Genomic DNA, 21261 nt, shown 5'->3' with positions numbered 1-21261 from the left:
CGGACTTGGGGAACGAATGGATCGCGTCGACTTCACACCTCCGGGCGACGACACGGCCGAGCGCGCCGACGCGTACGCGACCGCGCCCCTCCTCAACTGTCTGCTCCGGGAAGTGGCCGAGCCGCTGCCCGACCAGGGCGAACGCCAGGTGTACCGGCTGCCCGGGACCGGCCGGCTGCTGCGGGTGCGCGGCGCACGCCGGCCCGCCGGGCCCGAGGTGTGCACGGACGGCGACTGGCACCACCTCGGCCACACCGAACTGGTGAAGCTCGTCGCCGACGAACTGCGCCGCCACACCGGCGTGTCCAACCACGAACTGCCCGCCGAGATGACCGACAGCCGCGACGCGGTCGCCGCGCTGCTCACCGCGCGCGAAACCGCGACGGCGCCCGACGACCCGTATCTCCGCTCCGAACAGTCCTTGATCACCGGCCATCCCTACCATCCCGCGCCCAAGGCCCGAGGCGGCGGCCCCGTCGCCGGCTGGCTGCCCTACGCCCCGGAGGCGTACGCCCGTTTCCCGCTGGTGCTGCTCGGGCTGCGCGAGGACGCCGTCGTGGAGGAGGGCGACGTCACGGCGCTGGACGCGCTCGGGGAGGCCCCGGCCGGGTACCGGCTGCTGCCCGCGCACCCGTGGCAGCTGGACCTCGTGGGCCCGGCCCTCGCGGACGCCTTCGCGGACGGACGGCTGATCCGGCTCGGCACGACGGCGACCGAGGCCCGGCCGACGGCGGCGATCCGCACGGTGTACTTCCCCGGGTCGGAGGAGCGCGCGGAGGATCTGTTCCTGAAGTTCAGCCTGGACGTGCGCATCACCAATGACGTACGGCGGCTGTGGCGCCACGACCTGCTGAAGCTCCGGCGCACCGACGCGGCCGTCCGGGACGCCTTCGCCGCGACGGGCGGCCCCGGCGCCTGGCTGAGCGACCGCGGGTACCGCACCGCCGGCTTCGCCTTCGAGGAACTCGCCGTCCTGGTCCGCGACGGACTGCACGACCACCTCCTGCCGGGCACGACTCCGTTGCTGGCGGCGGGCCTTGTGGAGGGGTTCGCGGGCAGCCCGCTCGACGGTACGGGCGACCCGGAGGCCTGGTGGGAGGCGTATCTGCGGCAGGTCGTACCGCCCGCGCTGACCGCCTTCGCGGACCACGGCGTCGTCCTCGAAGCACATGCCCAGAACACGCTGGTCGCCGTCGACGCGGCCGGGATGCCTGTGCAGGCGCTGTACCGGGACGCGGAGGGCGTGAAGCTGCTGGCGGACGTGGAGCGGGGGGCGGGGTGGGAGCGGTTGGTGTACTGCCTGGTCGTCAACCATCTCGTCGAGGTCGCCGGGGCCCTCGCCGAGCGCCGTCCCGGGTTCGACCCGTGGCCCGCGGTGCGCGCCGAACTCGCCCGTCACGACCTGCCCGAGGTCACCGCGCTGCTCGCCTCGCCGACGCTCCCCGGCAAGACCAATCTGCTGCTGCGGTGGACCGGGGCGGACGGAGCGGACGCACGGTATCTGCCGGTGCCGAGTCCCCTGGTGGGGCCGGGGGCCGGGTGACCACAGGGGGCCGCGGGAACCGTTCCTGACCCGGTGACGTCATGAGCTCAGCACCTAGACTGACGGGCGGTGTCGGGGGAGCCTCGCGGCTGGACACCGCCGTGCTGGAGAGGCGGGTTGGGGGAGCCATGAAACCGCTCGAAGCAGGTGATCCCGCGTCCGTGGGGGACGGCAGGTACCGGCTGGTCGGACGGCTCGGCCGGGGCGGGATGGGGGTCGTGTACTTCGGCCGGTCGCGGTCGGGCCGCGCGGTGGCCGTCAAGGTCGTACGCCCTGAACTGAGCACCGAACCGGGCTTCCTGCGCCGGTTCGCCGACGAGGTGGCCGCGGCCCGGCGCGTCGGCGGTTTCCACACCGCGCCGGTCGTGGACGCGGACCCGGAGGGCGACCCGGCCTGGCTGGTGACGGCCTACGTACCCGGACCGACCCTCCAGGCCGTCCTGGAGCGGGTCGGCTCCCTGCCCCCGGACACGCTCACCGTGCTGGCCGCCGGCCTCGCCGAGGCGCTGGCCGCCATCCACCAGGCCGGGGTCATCCACCGCGACCTGAAACCGGCGAACATCATCGTCGCGGAGGACGGACCCCGGGTCATCGACTTCGGCATCGCCCGGGCCCTCGACGGCACGGCGCTCACCCAGACCGGCTTCCAGATCGGCACCCTCGGATTCCTCGCGCCGGAACAGCTGACCGGGGGCGCGTTCACCCCGGCGGTGGACATGTTCGCCCTGGGTGTCGTGCTCGGCCAGGCGGCGGGCCGGGCGCCCTTCGGGGACGGGGTGTCGGCCGCGTGGCCGTACCGTGTCGTGCACGAGCAGCCCGAACTCGCGGACGTTCCGGGCCAGTTGCGCGACCTGGTCGCGGCCTGCCTGGCCAAGGACCCGCGCGACCGCCCCACCCCCGTCGAGTTCCTCGACCGGCTGACGGTCCGGCATCCGTCCGACGTGTGGCTTCCGGCCGAGGCGACCGCGCTGGTGCGGAGCCAGGAGGCGGGGGCGTCCGGCGCGGGGGCGGAGCGGGGGCCGGGGGTGCCGACGGATCCGCGTACGGGGACACAGGGGCCGCCGGGGGCCGGGGAGCGGTCGCCCGGGGCGCCGGTGATCGCGGACGCGCCCACGGCCGCGCCGACGTCCGACGGGCGGCCGCCCGAGGCCTCCCGTCCCCGGACCGTCCAGTCGTCGCCCGACCCCGGCCCCCGCCCCGCCTCCGGTCAGGGCCCGGCGTTCAGCCCCGGCCCCGGCTTCGGGCCCGCGCCGGTGTTCCCGCCCGTGCCCGCGCCAACGCCCGCGCAGGGCCGCCGCAGGAGAGCGGCCGTGGCCGCGGCGCTGGTCGTGGCCGTCGCCGCGGGGGTGCTGGTGTGGCACCCCTGGACCGGGACGGGGCCGGGTTCCGGCGGGAACAAGGGTGCTGCCGGGGGCGGCGCGTCCTCGTCGCCGCGCGTGACGGCCGCCCCGTTCCCCGACGCGCCGCTGCTGGTCCGGATGGACACCGACCCCGGGTCGTCGACGTGCCACAGCGTGATCGGCCGGCGGGACTCCACCGAGGACGACCCGAAACAGCTGATCGCCGGGACGTGCGACGCGCTGCCGCAGTGGTCGCCCGACCACAGGTCGTTCGCGTTCACGCGCACCACGGGTCACGAGTCGGCGGTCTGGACGGCGAACGCGGACGGCACGGACGTCCGCCGGGTCGCCTCGATCGCGGGCGGCCGGGTGTCGTGGTCCCCGGACGGCAAGCGGCTGGCGGTGCTGCGGCGGCAGGACGGTGTGCAGCAGCTGTTCGCCGTGACCGTAGCGGACGGCTCCGCGCAGCAGCTCACCACCGGTACCGGGAGCGTGGAGGACCCGGCCTGGTCCCCCGACGGCAAGCACATCGTCATCTGCGTCCAGAAGGCCTCGACGTGGCAGATCCACGTCGTCGACCCGTCCCGGCCGGGCGCCGAACCCCGGCAGATCACCCACCAGCCCCGGCGCGCCCTCGACCCCGTCTGGTCGCCGGACGGCCGGTACTTCGCCTACACCGCCGGGGCACCGAACGTGGGCACCGGCGGCGACATCCACATCGTGAGGGCGGACGGCACGGACGACCGGACGCTGGTGGAGACCGCCGCGCAGGAGATGGACCCGGTCTGGTCGCCCGACGGCAGGTGGGTGGCCTTCGTCCGGGGCCCCTTCGACCGGCCCGCGATCTGGGCCGTCCGCGCCGACGGCACGGGCATCCGCAGACTCACCACGGGCAGCACGCCGGAGGGCCACCCCTCCTGGCGCTGACCGGGCGCCCCTCGGCGGCGATCACCCTCGGTTATCATGATGACCCCACGCCGGAGGGCTGACAGTGCTGAGAGAGGTCACCGCGACCCGCTACATCGAACCCCTGCGGTCCGGCGGTTCCGTGCCCGGGGTGGTCGAGGCCGACGACCTCGGGACGTACGTCGTCAAGTTCACCGGTTCCGCGCAGGGGCGCAAGGCGCTGGTCGCCGAGGTGGTCGTCGGGGAGCTGGCCCGGGCTCTCGGGCTGCGGTTCCCCGAGCTGGTGCTCGTCCACTTCGACCCGGTGATCGCCGACGAGGAGCCGCACCAGGAGGTGCGGGACCTGCACAGCGCCAGCGCGGGGCTGAACCTCGGGATGGACTTCCTGCCCGGCGCCCAGGACTTCACGCCGGAGATCGCCGCCCAGTGCACGGTCGACCCGCTGGAGGCCGGGAAGATCGTGTGGCTCGACGCGCTGACCGTCAACGTCGACCGCACGGTGCACAGTTCGAACCTGATGATCTGGCCGACGCTCGGCATCGCGCCCCCGCGCCTGTGGCTCATCGACCACGGAGCCGCCCTCGTCTTCCACCACCGCTGGGACGGCGCCGACCCCACGAAGGCCTACGACTTCCGGCATCACGCCCTGGGCCACTACGGGCCCGACACCCGGGCCGCGGACGCCGGGCTGGCGCCCAGGGTGACCGAGGAGCTGCTGCGCCGGATCGTGGCCGAGGTGCCGGACGCCTGGCTGGCCGGCGAACCGCGCTTCGCGACACCCGACGCCGTACGGGAGGCGTACGTCGCCTACCTCCACGCGCGCGTGCGGGCCTCCGCGAGCTGGCTCCCCACCGACTTCCCCAGCCGCGAGGAACGCACCGCCGAGGAGGCCCGGCGGGCGGCCAAGACACAGCAGGGCCGCCCGAGTTGGCTCAAGCGGGTCCCCGACCTGCACGGCCGGCCGACGGCGCAACAGGACTGGTCGGTACACCTCGGATGACCCGACGGTCCGGGTGGCACCGGGAGGATCCCCGGGCCACCCGGACCCGACGGGTCGGAGGTCAGCCCCGCAGCTGCTCGTACGCGGGCAGGGTCAGGAAGTCCGCGTAGTCGTCGTCGAGGGCGACCTCCAGGAGGAGGTCGTGGGCCTGCTGCCAGTGGCCCGCGGCGAAGGCGTCCGCGCCGATCTCGGCCCGGATGTTCTCCAGCTCCTCGGCGGCGACCTTCCGCGCCAGCTCGGGAGTCGCCTTCTCGCCGTTCTCGAACTCGACACCCGCGTTGATCCACTGCCAGATCTGCGAGCGCGAGATCTCGGCGGTGGCCGCGTCCTCCATCAGGTTGAAGATGGCGACCGCGCCGAGCCCGCGCAGCCACGCCTCGATGTAACGGATGCCCACCTGAACGGCGTTGACGAGCCCGGGGTACGTCGGCTTCGCGTGCAGCGAGTCCACGGCGATCAGGTCGGCCGCCTTGACGTCGACGTCCTCGCGCAGCCGGTCCTTCTGGTTCGGCCGCTCGCCGAGCACCGCGTCGAAGGAGGCCATGGCGATCGGCACCAGGTCCGGGTGGGCCACCCACGACCCGTCGAAACCGTCCCCGGCCTCACGGTCCTTGTCCGCCTTGACCTTCTCGAACGCGACCTTGTTGACCTCCTCGTCCCGGCGCGAGGGGATGAACGCCGCCATGCCGCCGATCGCGTGCGCCCCGCGCTTGTGGCAGGTGCGGACGAGGAGTTCGGTGTACGCCCGCATGAACGGGGCCGTCATCGTCACGGCGTTGCGGTCCGGGAGGACGAACCTGGGCCCGCCGTCACGGAAGTTCTTCACGATGGAGAAGAGGTAGTCCCAGCGGCCCGCGTTCAACCCCGAGGCGTGGTCGCGGAGTTCGTAGAGGATCTCCTCCATCTCGTACGCGGCGGTGATCGTCTCGATCAGCACGGTGGCGCGGACGGTGCCCTGCGGGACGCCGACGTAGTCCTGCGCGAAGACGAACACGTCGTTCCACAGCCGGGCTTCGAGGTGCGACTCGGTCTTCGGGAGGTAGAAGTACGGGCCCTTGCCGAGGTCGATCAGCCGCCGCGCGTTGTGGAAGAAGTAGAGCCCGAAGTCCACGAAGGCGCCCGGGACTTTCTCGCCGTCCACCAGGAGGTGCCGCTCGTCGAGGTGCCAGCCGCGTGGCCGCATGACGACGGTCGCGAGCTCGTCCTCGGGCTTCAGGGCGTACGACTTACCGGAGTTGGCGTCGGTGAAGTCGATCGCGCGGGTGTAGGCGTCGATCAGGTTGAGCTGACCGGTGACGACGTTCTCCCACGTCGGCGCGGAGGCGTCCTCGAAGTCCGCGAGCCAGATCTTCGCGCCCGAGTTGAGGGCGTTGATCGTCATCTTGCGGTCGGTGGGGCCGGTGATCTCGACCCGCCGGTCGTTCAGGGCGGCGGGCGAGGGGGCCACCCTCCAGGAGTCGTCGGCGCGGATCGCGGCGGTCTCCGGAAGGAAGTCCAGGGTGGAGGTGCGGGCGATCTCCGCGCGGCGCTCGGCCCGGCGGGCGAGGAGTCCGGCCCGGCGGGGCGTGAACCGGCGGTGCAGCTCGGCCACGAAGGCGAGGGCCTCGTCGGTGAGGACCTCCTCCTGCCGGGGGAGGGGTTCGGCGTCGACGACGACCGGCGAGGACGGCGCTGGTGCGGACATGAACTGTCACTTCCTTCAGCGTGCGTGGCACCGGGTGCCAGGTGACCAGGGTAGGGCTGGTAGCACCCGAGGGGCCGTCGGGCGCTTCTGAACAGTGGATACTAGTTTCCTCATCGTGGAAGTTCAATGGTTTGTTGATGTCGAGATTCTTCGGATCGAGCCAAGGCGGCGCTCGGTGCCATCCCGCTCACTCAAGGTGGACGAGATCCGCCTCGGTGTCGATGTCGTACGGCCGTGCCGCGTCCCCGCACTCGACCAGCGCGACCGCGTCCGCGTGCGCCCTGAGGTAGGCCCGCGCGCCCCGGTCGCCGGTCGCGCTCTCGGCGATCCCGGCCCAGTGCGCGGCCCCGAACAGCACCGGATGACCGCGTACCCCGTCGTAGGCGGCCGAGACGAGGGAGTCCTCGTCCGCGAATCCGGCGAGCACCCGCGCCACCGCCTCCGCGCCGATCCCGGGCTGGTCGACGAGCGACACGAGCGCCGCCCGCGCCCCGGAACTCAAGAGCGAGTCGAACCCCGCTCGCAGCGAGGACCCCATCCCCCGCTCCCAGTCCGGGTTCTCCACCAGCACGCATCCGGGCAGTTCCGCCTGGTTTCGTACGGCGTCGGCGTCCGCCCCCAGGACCACGTGGACGCGGGTGAGACCGGCCGCGCGCAGGACCCCGGCCGCGTGCTCCACGAGGGGCCGTCCGCGGTGTCGTAGCAGCGCCTTGGGCCGTCCGCCGAGGCGTCGGCCGCCCCCGGCCGCGAGGAGCAGCCCGGCGACCTCGTCTTCGTTTCGCGTCATGTGTCCTGCATACCTGACGCGGCGGCGACGGCACGGAATCCTCCTACTTAATTTCGGTCCGTGGAGTGGCGCACCCGCACCGGGTGGCGTTTACTGACCCGCGTCCCTCGGCGCCCGACCAGTGTTGCGGGGTACGCGGCGGGATCACAAAGTTCTTGCGCACGAGGATGTGCGAGGGGGGAGAGCTGTGTTGCGGAGCGTGGGGCAGAGGCCAGTGACCGGCAGCGACGAGGACCCGAGGGTGGCGGAACTGCGGACCGCGGTGTCCCGGTTGCGCCGCGAACTCGCCGCGCATCCGGCGGAGTTCCCCGACCGGGTCATCGCCGAGGACGAACTCGCGGCACTGGCCGCGATGACCATCGACGGCGTCCCCGAAATCCCGCGCCTGCGCCGCTCGTTGCTCCTGATCGCCGGTGCGATCGGCTCCGTGAGCGCTCTCGCGCGGGGGCTGACGGACGTACGCGACGCGGTGGACCTCTTCGGCCGGCCTCCGCGCGGGCGGGGCTAGGGCCTGTCCCCGGCTGATCAGGTCGCAGGGAATCGGCGGTGGCTGATCGGCGCGTGCCTGCCGTCCACCTGGCGGTGGCGGTCCTCGGTGTCGCGGTAGCGGGCGGGTCGGTGCGTGGTCCGGCCCGGCCGTCCGTACGGTCTGCCGGTGGTCCGGCCCTGCCCGGCTCGGCCGAACCGCCCGTCGCTCAGGCGGGGTTCTGGCTGGCCAGTGCCTCCGACAGTTCGCCTGCCACCTGCTGGAGCACCGGCACGATCTTGTCGGTCGCCGACTCGGTGACCCGGCCCGCCGGGCCGGAGATCGAGATCGCGGCCGCGGTGGGGGAGTCGGGGACGGAGACGGCGAGGCAGCGGACGCCGATCTCCTGCTCGTTGTCGTCGATCGCGTAGCCGAGGCGGCGTACGTCCGCCAGGGCCGCGAGGAAGCCGTCCGGGGTGGTGATCGTCTTCTCGGTCGCGGCGGGCATGCCGGTCCGGGCGAGCAGCGCGCGCACCTCGTTGTCCGGGGTGTTGGCGAGCAGCGCCTTGCCGACGCCGGTGGAGTGCGGCAGGACGCGCCGACCGACCTCGGTGAACATACGCATCGAGTGCTTCGACGGCACCTGGGCGACATAGACGATCTCGTCACCGTCGAGCAGGGCCATGTTCGCGGTCTCGCCGGTCTCCTCGACCAGCCGGGCGAGATACGGGCGGGCCCAGGTCCCGAGCAGCCGGGACGCGGACTCGCCGAGGCGGATCAGCCGGGGGCCGAGCGCGTACCGCCGGTTCGCCTGCTGGCGGACGTAGCCGCAGGCCACGAGCGTGCGCATCAGGCGGTGGATGGTGGGCAGCGGGAGGCCGCTGCTCGCGGAGAGCTCGCTCAGGCCGACCTCGCCGCCCGCGTCGGCCATCCGCTCCAGCAGGTCGAAGGCGCGCTCGAGGGACTGGACACCACCCGTGGCGGACTTGGTGGAGTCGGTGCTGCTCACGCTGGACGGCGGCACGGCGCGTTCCTTTCGGCACGGGCGGGAAGGGCTGAAGCTTACCCGGGGGCCGGTTGACTCCCCGCCTGTGCGTAGCTACGTTCTGCTTGCCGGAAGTCTAATTCCACTTTGTGGAAACATCCAGAGTGTGCGCGTGCCGTACCTCGCGAACGAGTGTGCCCTTGACGGTGCGGGGGCGGGAGTGAAGACTCCTTCAACAGAACGTTGAATTCCGTTACGTGCGAGTAAATCCCGTTTCCCGGACGTAACGACAGCGGCAGAGAGAGGGGTCCGGGTGTCCGACGCTGAACTGGTGGTGCGCTCCACACGTGTCATCACCCCCGAGGGGATACGCGCGGCGGCGGTCGCGGTCTCCGGGGGAAAGATCACGGCCGTCCTCCCGTACGACGCCCAAGTCCCGTCCGAAGCACGGTTCGAGGACTTCGGCGACGACGTGCTGCTGCCCGGCCTGGTCGACACCCATGTGCATGTGAACGACCCGGGCCGCACCCACTGGGAGGGCTTCTGGACCGCCACGCGCGCGGCGGCGGCCGGCGGCATCACCACCCTGATCGACATGCCGCTCAACTCCCTCCCGCCGACCACGACGGTCGACAACCTCCGCACGAAGCGGCAGGTCGCCGCGGCGAAGGCCCACATGGACGTCGGCTTCTGGGGCGGCGCCCTGCCCGACAACGTCAAGGACCTGCGCCCGCTGCACGACGCCGGCGTCTTCGGCTTCAAGGCATTCCTGTCCCCGTCCGGCGTGGACGAGTTCCCGCACCTGGACCAGGACCAACTCGCCCTGTCCCTGGCCGAGATCGCCGGATTCGACGGCCTGCTCATCGTCCACGCGGAGGACCCGCACCACCTCGACGCGGCCCCGCAGCGGGGCGGCCCCAAGTACGCCGACTTCCTCGCCAGCCGCCCGAGCGACGCCGAGGACACCGCCATCGCGGGCCTGATCGCGCAGGCGAAGCGCCTCAATGCGCGCGTGCACGTCCTGCACCTGTCGTCGTCGGACGCGCTCCCGCTCATCGCCGCCGCGAAGGCCGAGGGCGTCCGCGTCACGGTGGAGACGTGCCCCCACTACCTGACCCTCACGGCGGAGGAAGTCCCGGACGGGGCGAGCGAGTTCAAGTGCTGCCCGCCCATCCGCGAGTCCGCCAACCAGGACCTCCTGTGGCAGGCGCTGGCCGACGGCACGATCGACTGCGTGGTGACGGACCACTCGCCCTCGACGGCCGACCTGAAGACCGACGACTTCGCCACCGCGTGGGGCGGCATCTCCGGCCTCCAGCTGAGCCTCTCCGCGATGTGGACGGAGGCCCGCAAGCGCGGCCACGACCTCACCGACATCGTCCGCTGGATGTCGTCGAGGACGGCACAACTGGCGGGACTCGACCAGAAGGGCGCCATCGAGGCGGGCCGCGACGCCGACTTCGCGGTGTTCGCCCCCGACGAGACGTTCACCGTCGACCCGGCCGCCCTCCAGCACCGCAACCGTGTCACCGCGTACGCCGGAAAGACCCTCAGCGGGGTCGTCAGGTCCACCTGGCTGCGCGGCGAACGCATCGTCCTGGACGGCGAGTTCACCGAACCCAAGGGGCAACTCCTGGACCGGAGGCCCTGATCCGGCTCCGCCGCGCCGCGAACGCCCCGACACGGTTCCGGCGCACCGCGAACCCCGCCCCCAGGACGGCGAGTTCACCCACCCGAAAGGTCAACTCCTGACCCCTGCACCCTGATCCACCTCCTCCGCACCCGCAGCGGCCCCCTCCCGAAAGGCAGACACAGCAGTGACGGCGATTCCCAGTTTCACCGGCGACGCGAACCCCTACGGAGGCGGCGACCCCTACGCGGACTACCGCACGGCCGACTTCCCCTTCGCCCAGTACACCAACCTCGCCGACCGGCGGCTCGGCGCCGGTGTCGTCGCCGCCAACGACGAGTTCTTCGCCGAGCGCGAGAACCTCCTCGTACCCGGGCCCGCCGAGTTCGACCCCGAGCACTTCGGCCACAAGGGCAAGATCATGGACGGCTGGGAGACTCGCCGCCGCCGCGGCGCCTCGGCGGAGCACCCCTGGCCGACGCCGGAGGACCACGACTGGGCACTGGTCCGCCTCGGCGCGCCCGGCGTCATCCGGGGCATCGTGGTCGACACGGCCCACTTCCGGGGCAACTACCCGCAGGCGGTGTCGGTGGAGGGCACCTCGCTGCCGGGCTCACCGTCCCCCGAGGACCTCCTCGCCGACGACGTGAAGTGGACGTCCCTCGTCCCGCGCACCCCGGTCGGCGGCCACGCGGCGAACGGTTTCGCCATCGCCACCGAACAACGCTTCACCCACCTCCGCGTAAACCAGCACCCCGACGGCGGCATCGCCCGCCTCCGCGTCCACGGCGAGGTCGTCCCCGACCCCGTGTGGCTCGCCGCGCTCGGCACGTTCGACGTCGTCGCCCTGGAGAACGGCGGCAGCGCCGAGGACGCGTCCAACCTCTTCTACTCGCCCGCGAGCAACACCATCCAGCCCGGCCGCTCCCGCAAGATGGACGACGGCTGGGAGACCCGCCGCCGCCGCGACCGGGGCAACGACTGGATCAGCTACCGCCTCGCCGCCCAGTCCCTGATCCGGGCGATCGAGATCGACACCGCGTACCTGAAGGGCAACAGCGCCGGCTGGGCGTCGGTATCGGTACGCGACGGCGACGACGGCGACTGGACCGAGATCCTCCCGCGCACCCGCCTCCAGCCCGACACCAACCACCGCTTCGTCCTCCCGGCTCCTGCGGTCGGGACGCACGCACGCGTGGACATCTATCCCGACGGCGGGATCTCGCGGCTGCGCCTGTTCGGCTCGCTGACGGACCAGGGCGCGACGACGCTGGCCGCGAGGCACCAGGAGCTGGGCGGCTGATACGGGCTTCCCGACCGCCGGACAGGCCTCGCCGTCCTGTCCGGCGCCTCCGCGCGCGGGCCGCCGCATCCCACCCGCACCCGGAACCGGGAGGGCCACCCGCTACGTTCTCCTGTCGTGACCCTTCAGCAAGAAATCGTCGGCAACGCCATGCAGATGGCGGTCGTCAACCTGACCTCCGGCCAGACCGTGTACTGCGAGGCCGGCAAGTTCCTCTTCAAGACGACGAACGTCACCATGGAGACGCGCCTCAGCGGCCCGTCCGGCGGCGGCCAGCAGCAGGGCGGCGGCAGCGGCGGCATGGGCGGGATGCTCCGGCAGGCCATGGGCACGGCCATGCAGGTCGGCCAGCGCGTGCTCGCCGGTGAGTCGATGGCGTTCCAGTACTTCACCTCCCAGGGCGGCGAGGGCACCGTCGGCTTCGCGGGCGTGCTCCCCGGGGAGATGCGCGCCCTGGAACTCGACGGCACGCGCGCGTGGTTCGCGGAGAAGGACGCCTTCGTGGCCGCCGAGTCCACCGTCCAGTTCGGCATCGCCTTCCAGGGCGGCCGTACCGGCATGAGCGGCGGCGAAGGCTTCGTCCTGGAGAAGTTCACCGGCCACGGCACGGTGATCATCGCGGGCGCGGGCAACTTCATCGACCTGAACCCGGCCGACTTCGGCGGCCGCATCGAGGTCGACACCGGCTGCCTCGTCGCCTTCGAGGAGGGCGTCCAGTACGGCGTCCAGCGCATCGGCGGCCTCAACCGCCAGGGCCTGATGAACGCCGTGTTCGGCGGCGAGGGCCTCTCCCTGGCCACCCTGGAGGGCAACGGCCGGGTCATCCTGCAGTCCCTCACCATCGAGAGCCTGGCGAACGCCCTGAAGAAGGCCCAGGGCGGCGACAAGCAGGGACCGACCGGAGGCATGTTCTCGACCCACGCGGGATGAGCCGTCGTGGCGGGGACCGATGAGTTGCGGGGGTCCGCGGGGTCTGAGCTGATGACACCACCGGCCCTCGCACCAGGAAGCAGGCACCCGACATGGGCAAGCTCGTCTCCACCCTCTTCGTCACCCTCGACGGCGTCTACCAGGGCCCCGGCGGCCCCGAGGAGGACACCCGCGGCGGCTTCACGCACGGCGGCTGGAGCTTCGTCTACGGCGACGAGGACTTCGGCCGCTTCGTCGTCGAGGTCTTCGACCGCTCCGGCGCCTATCTGCTCGGCCGCCGCACGTACGACATCTTCGCCGGGTACTGGCCGCACATGACCGACCCCGCCGACCCGATCGCCGCCAAGCTGAACGCGCTGCCGAAGTACGTCGCCTCGTCGACCCTCACCGACCCCTCCTGGGCCGGCACCACCGTCCTCGGCGGCGATCTCGCGAAGGAGGTCACCGACCTCAAGGAGCGCACCGAGGGCGAACTCCAGGTGCACGGCAGCGGCGCCCTCGTCCGGTCCCTGCTCGGACTCGGCCTCGTCGACACGCTCCACCTGGTGACCTTCCCGGTCGTGCTCGGCAGCGGCCTGCGCCTGTTCCCCGAGGGCACCGAGCCCATGGCCTTCCGGCGCACCGACGGCCGCGTCACCGGCACCGGCGTCTCCATCCAGTCGTACGACCTGGCGGGCCGCCCGACCTACGGCTCGTACGTGGACGAGGGCGCGCGGAACGCCTAGTCAGCGGGGGCCCGTGCCGGTACGGTGATCGTTCCGTGTGGCAGCCACCGATGTCTCCACCCCTCCGCCGGAGACCGGGAGAGCCGCCCCCATGTCCTCGATCGCCGTACCGCGCGCCGCCGCGCCCCGCCGCACCTGGCCGACCGACCTGCCCGTCCTGCTGGTCGCGGTGGTCTGGGGCGCCAGTTACCTGGCCGCCAAGGACATCACCACCGCCCGCACGGTCCTCGCCGTCCTGGTGCTGCGCTTCGCGATCGTCCTGCCCGTCCTCGCGGTCGCCGGCCACCGCTCGCTGCGCGCCCTGACGGCCGCCCAGTGGCGCGGCGCGGCCCTCCTCGGGCTGATCCTCGCCGGGATCTTCCTCCTGGAGACCTACGGCGTCGTCCACACCTCGGCGACCAACGCGGGCCTGATCATCAGCCTCACCATGATCTTCACCCCGCTCGCCGAGGCCGCGGCGACCCGCACCACCCCCTCACGGGGCTTCCTCGGCGCGGCGGCCCTCTCCGTGCTCGGCGTGCTGCTGCTGACCCAGGGCGCCGGATTCACCCGCCCCTCCCTCGGTGACCTCCTCATGCTGCTCGCGGCCCTCGCCCGCACCCTGCACGTCCTCGCCATGTCCCGGACCAGGGCGGTGCGCGGCGCCGACGCGCTGCCCCTGACCACCGTCCAACTCGGCACCGCCGTCGCGGTGTTCGCGATCCTGTCCGCCGGCGCCGACACCACCCCGTGGGAGACGGCCGCCCGCTTCGGGGCCCGCGAGTGGGCCGGGCTGCTGTTCCTGTCCGTGTTCTGCACCCTGTTCGCTTTCTTCGTGCAGATGTGGGCCGTCCGCCGGACCTCGCCCTCCCGGGTCAGCCTGCTGCTCGGCACCGAGCCCCTGTGGGCCGCCGCGGCCGGCATCGCCCTGGGCGGCGAACGGCTCGGCGCGCTCGGGCTGGCGGGCGGTGTGCTCGTCCTGGTGGGGACCGCCTGGGGGCGCGGGGCCGCGCGGTGACTCCCGGAGGACTCGACGGCGCCGATGTCCTACGGTGAGGGCGAACCACGGAGGAGGTTTCATGCCGACCGTCGAACTCACCCGTTTCCGGGTCGCACCCGAGCGCGTCACCGAACTGCTGGAGAGCAGGCCCGCGATGCTCGCCGACTTCCGGGCCGACCGTGCCGGTTTCCTCGGCGCCCGCCTGGTCCGCCTCCTGGACGACGAATGGCTGGACATCGTGACCTGGCGGAGTCCGGAGGACTTCGCGGCCTCACGCGCCAAGGGAGCCAACCTGCCGGGCATCGCCGCCTTCTTCGCGACGATCGCCTCGCTGGTGAGCTCCGAGGAGGGGGACGAGCCCGTGACCGGGGACGACGACGGGCGGTGAGCGGTGAGCGGTGAGTGGTGAGCGGCACCCGGCGCGACGGTGGCGCCGGGTGCCGCTCTGCGCCGCTCTGTGCCGCTACTTCGTGGCGAGGAACAGGTACTCCGCCGTGTAGGGGACCCGGGCGGTGGGCCGCGCGGCCGGATCGCAGGTGCCGGCCGGGGCGACGCCGCCGACGGTGTCGAGCCGCAGCACCGAGGTGGTCCTGGACAGCAGCCCCTCGCTCTTGCCGGTCTGCTGCGCGCGGAGCAGGAGCTGGGGGATGTTGCCCTTGCCGTTGTCGAACTTGTTGACGACGGTGCCGGTCACCGAGGAGCCGTCGGGAGCGATCCACTGCGGCGGGCCGGCCGGGCCGTGCTTCGCGAAGCTGTGCTGGATGCCGCCCTGGAGGGTGGCGTCCACGTTGTCCTGGGTGAAGGCGTAGGAACCGTCGTCCTGCTGGGTGCAGGCGTAGATCTGGGACCCCTTGACGACTCCGGCCAGCGCCGAGTGCCGGATGGCGTCGGGCAGCGAGACGGCGCCCGGCAGCGCGACGGCCTGGCCGCGGACCGCGCCGCCCGGGAACTCGGCGGTGTGCAGGTTGAAGTAGAACCGGTCGGGATGCGCCTCGATGCGGCGCAGCAGGCCCGCGTCCTTGACCTGCACGGTGCCGAACACGAACGGCGTGCCGCCCTTGAGCTTCTCCATGAAGAACGGGATCTTCACGTCACCGTTGGTGCCTCGCGCACCCTCGTGGAGATGGGCCATGGTCGGGGTGCCGGTACCCGACCACGCGAACGCGAAGGACACCTCGTCGCCCTGGATGCGCATGAGGGCCACCGCGCTGCCGTCCTTGTCGCCCACCGCGGGCTTGCCCTTGACGGGCACCTCGTTGTCACCGGTGAGGATCGTGGTGAAGTACCGCGCCCCCGGCGCGTTCTCGGTGTAGCGGCCGATGCCGCCCGCCGCCTGCGTCGCCCCCGCCGACGGATGCGACACGGTGGCGTCGGCCGCCCCGTCCACGCCGTTGCAGGCGGTCAGGAGCAGGGTGCCGGTGATCGCGGTCGCGGCGATGGTCCCGAATCGCTTGAACATCATGTGTCTCGTTCTCCCCGTGATGGCCGATCCGCGGCTGTCCCGCGGTCGTTCTCCCTCCTTCACGGGGCCCCTCGGGTGATCCCTCAGCCGATGACAGTCCTGAGACACGCCTGAGAAGGGACGGCATCACTGAGGACACGACCTGGACATGGGGAGCCGCTCCGGCCGCGCCGTGAGCGTCAGGAGGCGCGGGGTGTCCGGCCCGGGGACGGCGGACGGCACCCGCTCCAGGACGCCGCCCGCGAAGACGTCGTACAGGGGCAGGGTCTCCAGATGGACGTAGCCGATGTGGCAGTCGCAGACGGCCAGCGGACACGCGCGCGGGCGCAGCGACGCCCGGTAGGAGCCGTCGTACAGGTTGCCGAGTTCGTCGCGGACGAAGTGGCAGCGGCGGACCGTGCCCTCGCCGTCGACCGAGATCACGGACTCGCCGGTCCGGCACGGCAGTCCGGCGCTGCGGTGCGGGTGACGGCTGTACGGGAAGAGGGGGTCGAGCGCGGTCCACTCGTCGGCCTCCGCGTCCCCGTAGGTGTGCCCCTCGGCCGCGTTGATCCACAGGTACACGTGCGGGGGCAGGTCGTCGCGGAGCCTGCGGGCCGCCGCCAAATGGCCGGGCAGGCCCACCACACCGACGCTGAAGCGCACCCCGCGGTCGGCCAGGTCGCGGCACGTGCCGAGGAATCGGTCGTACGGGGTCTGGCCCGGGTGGTACGTGCACCACAGGGCGAGCGTGTCGAGGTCGGCCTCGGCGAGCCAGCCCGTCCGGCAGCTCAGATTGGTCTGGATCGCGACCCGGCGCACGTGCGGCAGCCGGGACAACTCGGTGAGCGTGCGCCGGTACCAGGAGCGGACCAGCCCCTCGCCCCACGGGGTGAAGAGCAGCGACAGATCGTCCTCGCTGTCCGCCGCCCAGCGCGCGAAGCGCTCCAACGCCTCCCGGTCCGCGCGGAGTTGGGCGGTCGAGTCACGCCGCTTGGCGAACGGGCAGTAGGGACAGTCGTAGTCGCAGGACGCGAGCGGGCCCCGGTACAGGACGGTGAGATCCATGACGGTCCGTCACTTCCGTTCGTAGGCGGCCATGGCGGACCGCACCTCGGGAGAGAACAGCTCCGGTCCCACGGCGTCGGAGTGCGCCAGGCCCTCCGGGGTCAGCACCAGCCGGTCGCCCGCCGTGCCGGTCAGCCAGCCGCGCCCGGCCAGCCGGTCGAGCTCCGCACCGAAGTCGACCTCGGGTGAACTCCCGAAGCGGGCGCGGTAGTCGGCGACGGACAGCCCCTCGGCCTGGAGCAGGGACTGCAGGAGATGACGGCGACGCGCCTCGGGCCCGTCCACGCGGTAACCGACCTCCGCGCGCGTGAAGTCGGCCGTCGTGACGTAGTCGTCGATGATGCCGCGGATCTCGTGCATGCCGACCGCGTAGTCGAAGGAGTAGTGCAGCGCCGACGTGTACGAGCGGGCCCCGCAGCCGAGCCCGATCATGCCGTCCGTCTGGCAGGCGTAGTCGTCGGCGCCCTGGGGCGGGGCGTCGGCGCGGCGGAACATCCGCATCGACTGCTGGACATAGCCCTGCGCGAGGAGGTGGTCGCGGCCCGCCCGGTACAGGCGCAGCCGCTGCTCGTCCCAGGCAGGGTCGGCTCCGGCGTCCCCCTGGTGGCGGCCGAGACCGGTCAACGGCCGTACGTAGAGCGGGTACAGGTACAGCTCCTCGGGCCGCCAGGCCAGGGCCGCGTCCAGCGAGTCGCGCCAGGTCCGCTCGGTCTGGCCGTCGATGCCGTAGATGAGGTCGATGTTGAGCACCGGGACGGCGGTGTCCCGGATCCGGCCGAGCGCCGCCTCCACCTCCGCACGGCGCTGCGGGCGTACGGCGGCCCTGGCCTCGGAGTCGACGAAGCTCTGCACGCCCAGGCTGAGGCGGGTCGTGCCGCGGTCCGCGAGGACGGCGAGCCGGTCCGCGGTGGCCGTGGCAGGCGAGGCCTCCACGGAGAGCGGGATCGCGCGCAGGTCGGCGCCCATGCGCCGCTCGGCGATGTCGCACAGCCGCTCCAGCTCGCCCGCCGTGAGGAAGGTCGGGGTGCCGCCGCCGAACGCCGCCGTGGCGAACCGCGGCGGCTCCGCGTCACCGAGCGCCGCCCGGACGGCGTCCGCCTGCCGCTCCAGGGCGTCCAGATAGGCGCCGGTCAGTCCGTCCGGGGCGCCGATGCGGGTGAACAGGTTGCAGAAGCCGCAGCGGACCTCGCAGAACGGTATGTGCGCGTACAGCGAGAGCGCGCCGCGGTCCTCCGCCGCCCACAGCTCCCGCAGCGCGGGCCGGTCGGGCAGGCGGCGGTACGCCGTCTTGTGCGGATAGGCGTACACGTAGTGCTGGTACGGGCCGGTCTGCTGGGCGGTGGTCGTCATCGGACGGCCTCGGCGGGGTCGAGGAAGAAGTGGGCGTACGGCACGGTCCACACGGACTCGTGGCCCAGGCGGTGGCCGGTGTAGCCGTCGTCGCCGTAGGCGGTGCCGTGGTCGGAGCACACGATGACGAAGCAGGGGCGCCGGGAGCTCGCGGCGGCGAACAGCCGGCCGATGTGCCGGTCGACGTACTCCAGCGCGGCGGCGTGCGTCTCCCGGGTGTCGCCCGCCTCGCGGGTCGCGCCCTGCAGATGGAACCAGTTGGGCTGGTGCAGCGCCGACACGTTCACGAAGAGGAACAGCCGCTGCTCGGCGGGGAGTCCCTCCACCACTTGCTCCACCCGGTCGACCTGGTTCTCGAAGGAGTGCGGCGAGGTGACACCGAACTCCTCCTCCCAGTGCGCCTCCTGGAACAGTCCGGGCAGGACCGACCCGAGCGGGCCGCGCCGGTTGAAGAAGCCCACGCCCCCGACACAGACGGTGCGGTAGCCGGCCGCCGCCAGTCCGGACACCAGGTCGGGGGTGTCGTAGACGAAGGTGCCCTCGGCGGTCGTCTCGCTGCCGGCGAAGCTCGCCGCGAACAGCCGCGGATGCGGGCCGGGTTCGGCCGGGGTGGGCAGGAATCCGGCGAAGATCGCCTGGTGCGAGGCGTAGGTGAAACTGCCCGGTGCGTGCCTCTTCTCCCAGTGCCCGCCGGGCAGATGGCGGGCCAGGTGCGGGATGCGTCCCTCGGCCGCCAGCTCGGCGGCCACGTCGTGCCGCAGCGTGTCGAGGGTGACCAGCAGGATGTCGTGGTCACCGACGATCGCGTTCATGTCGGGCTCAGGCATGGGGTGTTCCTGTTCTGTACGGGTGACGCGGGCCGTTCGTGGCCGGTGCGCGCAGGACGGCCGCCACCTGCGCGCCGTAGGTGTCCAGACCCTCCGCGCCGCTGCCGGGCAGTCCGGTCAGCCGGGGCAGCAGATCGCCGAAGGCGTTGACCTCGCCGACGAAGGCGCGCCGCCAGTCCACGGACGGCAGCAGATCGACCCCCACGCACAGCGTGCGCGGGAAGCAGGACGCGGCGCGCTCGCACACGTCCAGGACGTCGGACCACCGGGCGCCCGCTGCAGTGACGGCCCGCCGGACGCCGTCCAGGTCGCCGCGGCTGCCGCCCAGATGGAGGTTGGTCAGCGGTCCGCGGCTGGTGCGCACCACCGCGTGGGTGGCCCGGCCGGCCACCACGACCACCCGGAGATCCGCGGTACGGCCCGCCTGGGCGGCCTTCGGCACCCAGCGCTCCAGATGCAGCCCGTCGGGCGCGAGCGCGTCCACGATGCGGGCGACGTCCCGCTCGTCGTGATACCGGCGCACCCGGAGGGAGTTGTGCAGCGCGCCGTCCGGACCGGTCTCGACGGACGTGGTCGCCCGGATCCGGCCGCCGCCCGCCGTCTCGACCGCGAGGACACCCGACGCCGACGACCCGTGCGCGGGCTTGACGAACAGCCGGGGCATCCGGTGCTCGCGCATCAGCGCCCGTACGTCGTCCCAGCCGCGCACGCGCGCGCCGGACGGACCCGACGTCGGGGACTCCGGGACGGGTACACCGGCCGCGTCCAGCACCGCGTGGCAGGCCCGCTTGTCGAAGAGCACGGCCAGGTCGTCCGGCGCGGCGAGCGGGACACCGCCGCGCAGGGTGCGCAGCGCGGCGGTGAACCCCGTGTACCAGCGGGCCGAACCCTCCACCCGGGTCGGCTCCGTGGCACCCCGCAGCAACCGGTCCACCTCCGGGTTCTCACCGGGCGAGTCGACCCGGACGAACTCGTCGGCGGCGAAGTCCGCACCCCGCGCGCGCAGGACGTCCGCCCAGGCGACGACACGCGGCGCGGGCAGGCCGGCCGCGCGCACGGCGTCCGCGAAGAGGGACACCCTGCGGTTCTCGGGATTGCCGACCACCGCGAACCGGAGGCCGGCGCGGGCCGGCGGCGGGACGACGGCCGGCCCGGCCGCGGTGGACGCGGTCACTCCCCGACGGCGACGTAACGCCAGACCGTGCCGTCGTCCTCTGTGTCCTCGTCGGCGTCGTCACGGTCCAGGTCGACCTCGACCCCCGCCGCCACCAGCGTCTCCCGGACCCGCTCCGCGACGGCCTCGCTCAGGTAGTTGTGGTGCAGGTCCAGCTTCTTGAGATGCGTCAGCGGCTGACCGCTGAGCAGCGCGACCGCGCCCTCGTCGGTCAGCACGCCCATCGACAGGTCCAGCACCTCCAGCCGCTCCACCACCGGGGCGGCGGCGACCGCGGCGGCCACCGCGTCCTGCATCTCGCTGTTGCGCAGGGCCAGATGACGCAGGCGCGGCAGCCGGGCACCGGACAGGATCGGCTCCAGGTCGGCGGCCTCGCTGTCCCCGCCGTAGTCCGGCGTGCCCAGCCACAGGTCCAGGTGCTCCAGGGCGGGCAGGTCACTGGCACCGATCCCGCGCACCACCTCGACGGGCAGCCCGCCGGTCTCCGCCACCAGCCGGCGCAGCGCGCCGTGCCGCAGCGCGGTGAACTCGAGCCCGGTGCCGCCGCGCACACCGAACTCCTCCAGCGCCGGATAGGCGTTGAGCAGCGGTGTGACGTCGGACTGGTGGATCCAGGAGATCTCGCACTCCTCCATCACCAGGTCGCCCAGGAACATCGCGCGCAGCGCGGGGAAGGCGTCCCGCGCCGCCACGAGCGCCTCGACGATCGGCGTGGGCGCGGTGTCGTAGGCCTCCTCCCAGCCGCCGATGATCAGGGCCCGGACCCGGGTCGTGTCGACGTCGGCGCGGAAGCGGGCGAACGTGTCCGTCCACGCCTCGTCGGTGTCGTACACGTTGGCGCCGATGCGCCAGGCCACCGACTCCGGCTCGGGCAGGCGGTCGGCCGGGGCGTCCGGCCCGGGAAAGGTGAACGACGGCAGCCGGTACAGCGCGTCGAGGTGCTCACCGATGGTCATGCGGCCGCTCCTGAGGAAGAAGAGTGCGTGGTCTGTGAAGCGCATTTCTACCAACCGGCACTGACAGTGCCGTCGGGCGGGGCGGGCCAGGGGGCGTTGTCAGTGGCGGCGCCTAACGTCTTGGTCATGAGGCCGGTGCGCGCAGCACCCGGCGGTGAGGGGACAGC

19 protein-coding genes are annotated in these 21261 nt (G+C 72.7%); 10 read left to right on the top strand and 9 right to left on the bottom strand.

Translation table 11 applies throughout. From position 1 onward, the window contains the following. Window positions 1–16 precede the first annotated feature (16 nt). The 3 genes from ACIPTO_RS03105 to ACIPTO_RS03095 all read left to right on the top strand — a co-directional run bounded on the left by ACIPTO_RS03105 (window position 17) and on the right by ACIPTO_RS03095 (window position 4789). Entirely contained in the window at window positions 17–1543 is a 1527-nt protein-coding gene (locus ACIPTO_RS03105; RefSeq protein ID WP_401189004.1) for an IucA/IucC family protein, read from the top strand. 128 nt (window positions 1544–1671) lie between these two features. Further along, window positions 1672–3810 (top strand): protein kinase, encoded by a 2139-nt coding sequence (locus ACIPTO_RS03100; RefSeq protein ID WP_401189001.1) that lies wholly within the window; start codon window positions 1672–1674, stop codon window positions 3808–3810. A gap of 64 nt (window positions 3811–3874) precedes the next feature. Continuing rightward, on the top strand, window positions 3875–4789 hold the full coding sequence (locus ACIPTO_RS03095) for a HipA family kinase (RefSeq protein WP_401188998.1): 915 nt from the start codon (window positions 3875–3877) through the stop codon (window positions 4787–4789). A gap of 61 nt (window positions 4790–4850) precedes the next feature. On the opposite strand, the gene aceB is transcribed toward ACIPTO_RS03095, so the two are convergent. Then, window positions 4851–6473 (bottom strand): malate synthase A, encoded by a 1623-nt coding sequence (aceB, locus tag ACIPTO_RS03090; RefSeq protein WP_366311814.1) that lies wholly within the window; start codon window positions 6471–6473, stop codon window positions 4851–4853. A 187-nt stretch (window positions 6474–6660) separates the two neighbouring features. Next, a complete protein-coding gene (locus tag ACIPTO_RS03085) occupies window positions 6661–7260 on the bottom strand; it encodes an NTP transferase domain-containing protein (RefSeq protein WP_401188995.1) in 600 nt (199 codons plus the stop codon). A 187-nt stretch (window positions 7261–7447) separates the two neighbouring features. Here ACIPTO_RS03085 and ACIPTO_RS03080 point away from each other — a divergent pair, with 187 nt between their 5' ends. Then, window positions 7448–7768: a DUF5955 family protein gene (locus ACIPTO_RS03080; RefSeq protein ID WP_366311811.1), complete on the top strand. Its 321-nt coding sequence runs from the start codon at window positions 7448–7450 to the stop codon at window positions 7766–7768. A 187-nt stretch (window positions 7769–7955) separates the two neighbouring features. On the opposite strand, the gene ACIPTO_RS03075 is transcribed toward ACIPTO_RS03080, so the two are convergent. Continuing rightward, entirely contained in the window at window positions 7956–8750 is a 795-nt protein-coding gene (locus tag ACIPTO_RS03075) for an IclR family transcriptional regulator (protein ID WP_366311809.1), read from the bottom strand. 274 nt (window positions 8751–9024) lie between these two features. Here ACIPTO_RS03075 and allB point away from each other — a divergent pair, with 274 nt between their 5' ends. The 6 genes from allB (at window position 9025) to ACIPTO_RS03045 (ending at window position 14666) form a co-directional block, all read left to right on the top strand. Then, on the top strand, window positions 9025–10362 hold the full coding sequence (gene allB, locus ACIPTO_RS03070) for an allantoinase AllB (protein ID WP_401188991.1): 1338 nt from the start codon (window positions 9025–9027) through the stop codon (window positions 10360–10362). Between the two features lie 166 nt (window positions 10363–10528). Next, window positions 10529–11644: an allantoicase gene (gene alc, locus ACIPTO_RS03065; RefSeq protein ID WP_401188988.1), complete on the top strand. Its 1116-nt coding sequence runs from the start codon at window positions 10529–10531 to the stop codon at window positions 11642–11644. 117 nt (window positions 11645–11761) lie between these two features. Continuing rightward, window positions 11762–12574: an AIM24 family protein gene (locus tag ACIPTO_RS03060; RefSeq protein WP_401188986.1), complete on the top strand. Its 813-nt coding sequence runs from the start codon at window positions 11762–11764 to the stop codon at window positions 12572–12574. Window positions 12575–12666: 92 nt separating this feature from the next. Next, window positions 12667–13299 (top strand): dihydrofolate reductase family protein, encoded by a 633-nt coding sequence (locus ACIPTO_RS03055; RefSeq protein ID WP_401188983.1) that lies wholly within the window; start codon window positions 12667–12669, stop codon window positions 13297–13299. Window positions 13300–13390: 91 nt separating this feature from the next. Further along, window positions 13391–14296, top strand: coding sequence for a DMT family transporter (locus ACIPTO_RS03050; protein ID WP_366312750.1), 906 nt, complete (start codon window positions 13391–13393; stop codon window positions 14294–14296). Between the two features lie 61 nt (window positions 14297–14357). After that, window positions 14358–14666: an antibiotic biosynthesis monooxygenase gene (locus ACIPTO_RS03045; RefSeq protein ID WP_366311800.1), complete on the top strand. Its 309-nt coding sequence runs from the start codon at window positions 14358–14360 to the stop codon at window positions 14664–14666. A 75-nt stretch (window positions 14667–14741) separates the two neighbouring features. On the opposite strand, the gene ACIPTO_RS03040 is transcribed toward ACIPTO_RS03045, so the two are convergent. The 6 genes from ACIPTO_RS03040 to ACIPTO_RS03015 all read right to left on the bottom strand — a co-directional run bounded on the left by ACIPTO_RS03040 (window position 14742) and on the right by ACIPTO_RS03015 (window position 21094). After that, the gene (locus ACIPTO_RS03040) at window positions 14742–15740 is read right to left on the bottom strand and encodes a CHRD domain-containing protein (protein ID WP_366311798.1); all 999 of its coding nucleotides are present in this window, start codon (window positions 15738–15740) and stop codon (window positions 14742–14744) included. Between the two features lie 126 nt (window positions 15741–15866). Beyond that, window positions 15867–16787 (bottom strand): STM4011 family radical SAM protein, encoded by a 921-nt coding sequence (locus tag ACIPTO_RS03035; protein ID WP_401188980.1) that lies wholly within the window; start codon window positions 16785–16787, stop codon window positions 15867–15869. Window positions 16788–16796: 9 nt separating this feature from the next. Then, window positions 16797–18137 carry an STM4012 family radical SAM protein gene (locus tag ACIPTO_RS03030; protein WP_401188977.1) on the bottom strand — a complete coding sequence of 447 codons (1341 nt, stop codon included), beginning with the start codon at window positions 18135–18137 and terminating at the stop codon, window positions 16797–16799. Beyond that, window positions 18134–18949: an STM4013/SEN3800 family hydrolase gene (locus ACIPTO_RS03025; RefSeq protein ID WP_401189684.1), complete on the bottom strand. Its 816-nt coding sequence runs from the start codon at window positions 18947–18949 to the stop codon at window positions 18134–18136. The genes ACIPTO_RS03030 and ACIPTO_RS03025 overlap by 4 nt, the downstream gene beginning before the upstream one ends. A 7-nt stretch (window positions 18950–18956) precedes the next feature. After that, window positions 18957–20138 (bottom strand): STM4014 family protein, encoded by a 1182-nt coding sequence (locus ACIPTO_RS03020; RefSeq protein ID WP_401188974.1) that lies wholly within the window; start codon window positions 20136–20138, stop codon window positions 18957–18959. Further along, window positions 20135–21094: an STM4015 family protein gene (locus ACIPTO_RS03015; RefSeq protein WP_366311790.1), complete on the bottom strand. Its 960-nt coding sequence runs from the start codon at window positions 21092–21094 to the stop codon at window positions 20135–20137. Before ACIPTO_RS03015 ends, ACIPTO_RS03020 begins: the two co-directional genes overlap by 4 nt. Window positions 21095–21261: the final 167 nt, after the last annotated feature.

Source organism: Streptomyces sp. NPDC090083, assembly GCF_044747445.1.
Taxonomy (GTDB): domain Bacteria; phylum Actinomycetota; class Actinomycetes; order Streptomycetales; family Streptomycetaceae; genus Streptomyces.
The sequence above is the reverse complement of the archived record's forward strand: the minus strand, read 5'-3'. Positions and strand labels throughout refer to the sequence as shown.

Bases quoted from the DNA above. Each gene is read 5' to 3' on its own strand.
- ACIPTO_RS03105 (WP_401189004.1), top strand. From the start codon at position 17: ATGGATCGCGTCGACTTCACACCTCCGGGCGACGACACGGCCGAGCGC.
- ACIPTO_RS03100 (WP_401189001.1), top strand. From the start codon at position 1,672: ATGAAACCGCTCGAAGCAGGTGATCCCGCGTCCGTGGGGGACGGCAGG.
- aceB (WP_366311814.1), bottom strand. From the start codon at position 6,473: ATGTCCGCACCAGCGCCGTCCTCGCCGGTCGTCGTCGACGCCGAACCC.
- ACIPTO_RS03085 (WP_401188995.1), bottom strand. From the start codon at position 7,260: ATGACGCGAAACGAAGACGAGGTCGCCGGGCTGCTCCTCGCGGCCGGG.
- ACIPTO_RS03055 (WP_401188983.1), top strand. From the start codon at position 12,667: ATGGGCAAGCTCGTCTCCACCCTCTTCGTCACCCTCGACGGCGTCTAC.
- ACIPTO_RS03050 (WP_366312750.1), top strand. From the start codon at position 13,391: ATGTCCTCGATCGCCGTACCGCGCGCCGCCGCGCCCCGCCGCACCTGG.
- ACIPTO_RS03045 (WP_366311800.1), top strand. From the start codon at position 14,358: ATGCCGACCGTCGAACTCACCCGTTTCCGGGTCGCACCCGAGCGCGTC.
- ACIPTO_RS03040 (WP_366311798.1), bottom strand. From the start codon at position 15,740: ATGATGTTCAAGCGATTCGGGACCATCGCCGCGACCGCGATCACCGGC.
- ACIPTO_RS03035 (WP_401188980.1), bottom strand. From the start codon at position 16,787: ATGGATCTCACCGTCCTGTACCGGGGCCCGCTCGCGTCCTGCGACTAC.
- ACIPTO_RS03030 (WP_401188977.1), bottom strand. From the start codon at position 18,137: ATGACGACCACCGCCCAGCAGACCGGCCCGTACCAGCACTACGTGTAC.
- ACIPTO_RS03025 (WP_401189684.1), bottom strand. From the start codon at position 18,949: ATGAACGCGATCGTCGGTGACCACGACATCCTGCTGGTCACCCTCGAC.
- ACIPTO_RS03015 (WP_366311790.1), bottom strand. From the start codon at position 21,094: ATGACCATCGGTGAGCACCTCGACGCGCTGTACCGGCTGCCGTCGTTC.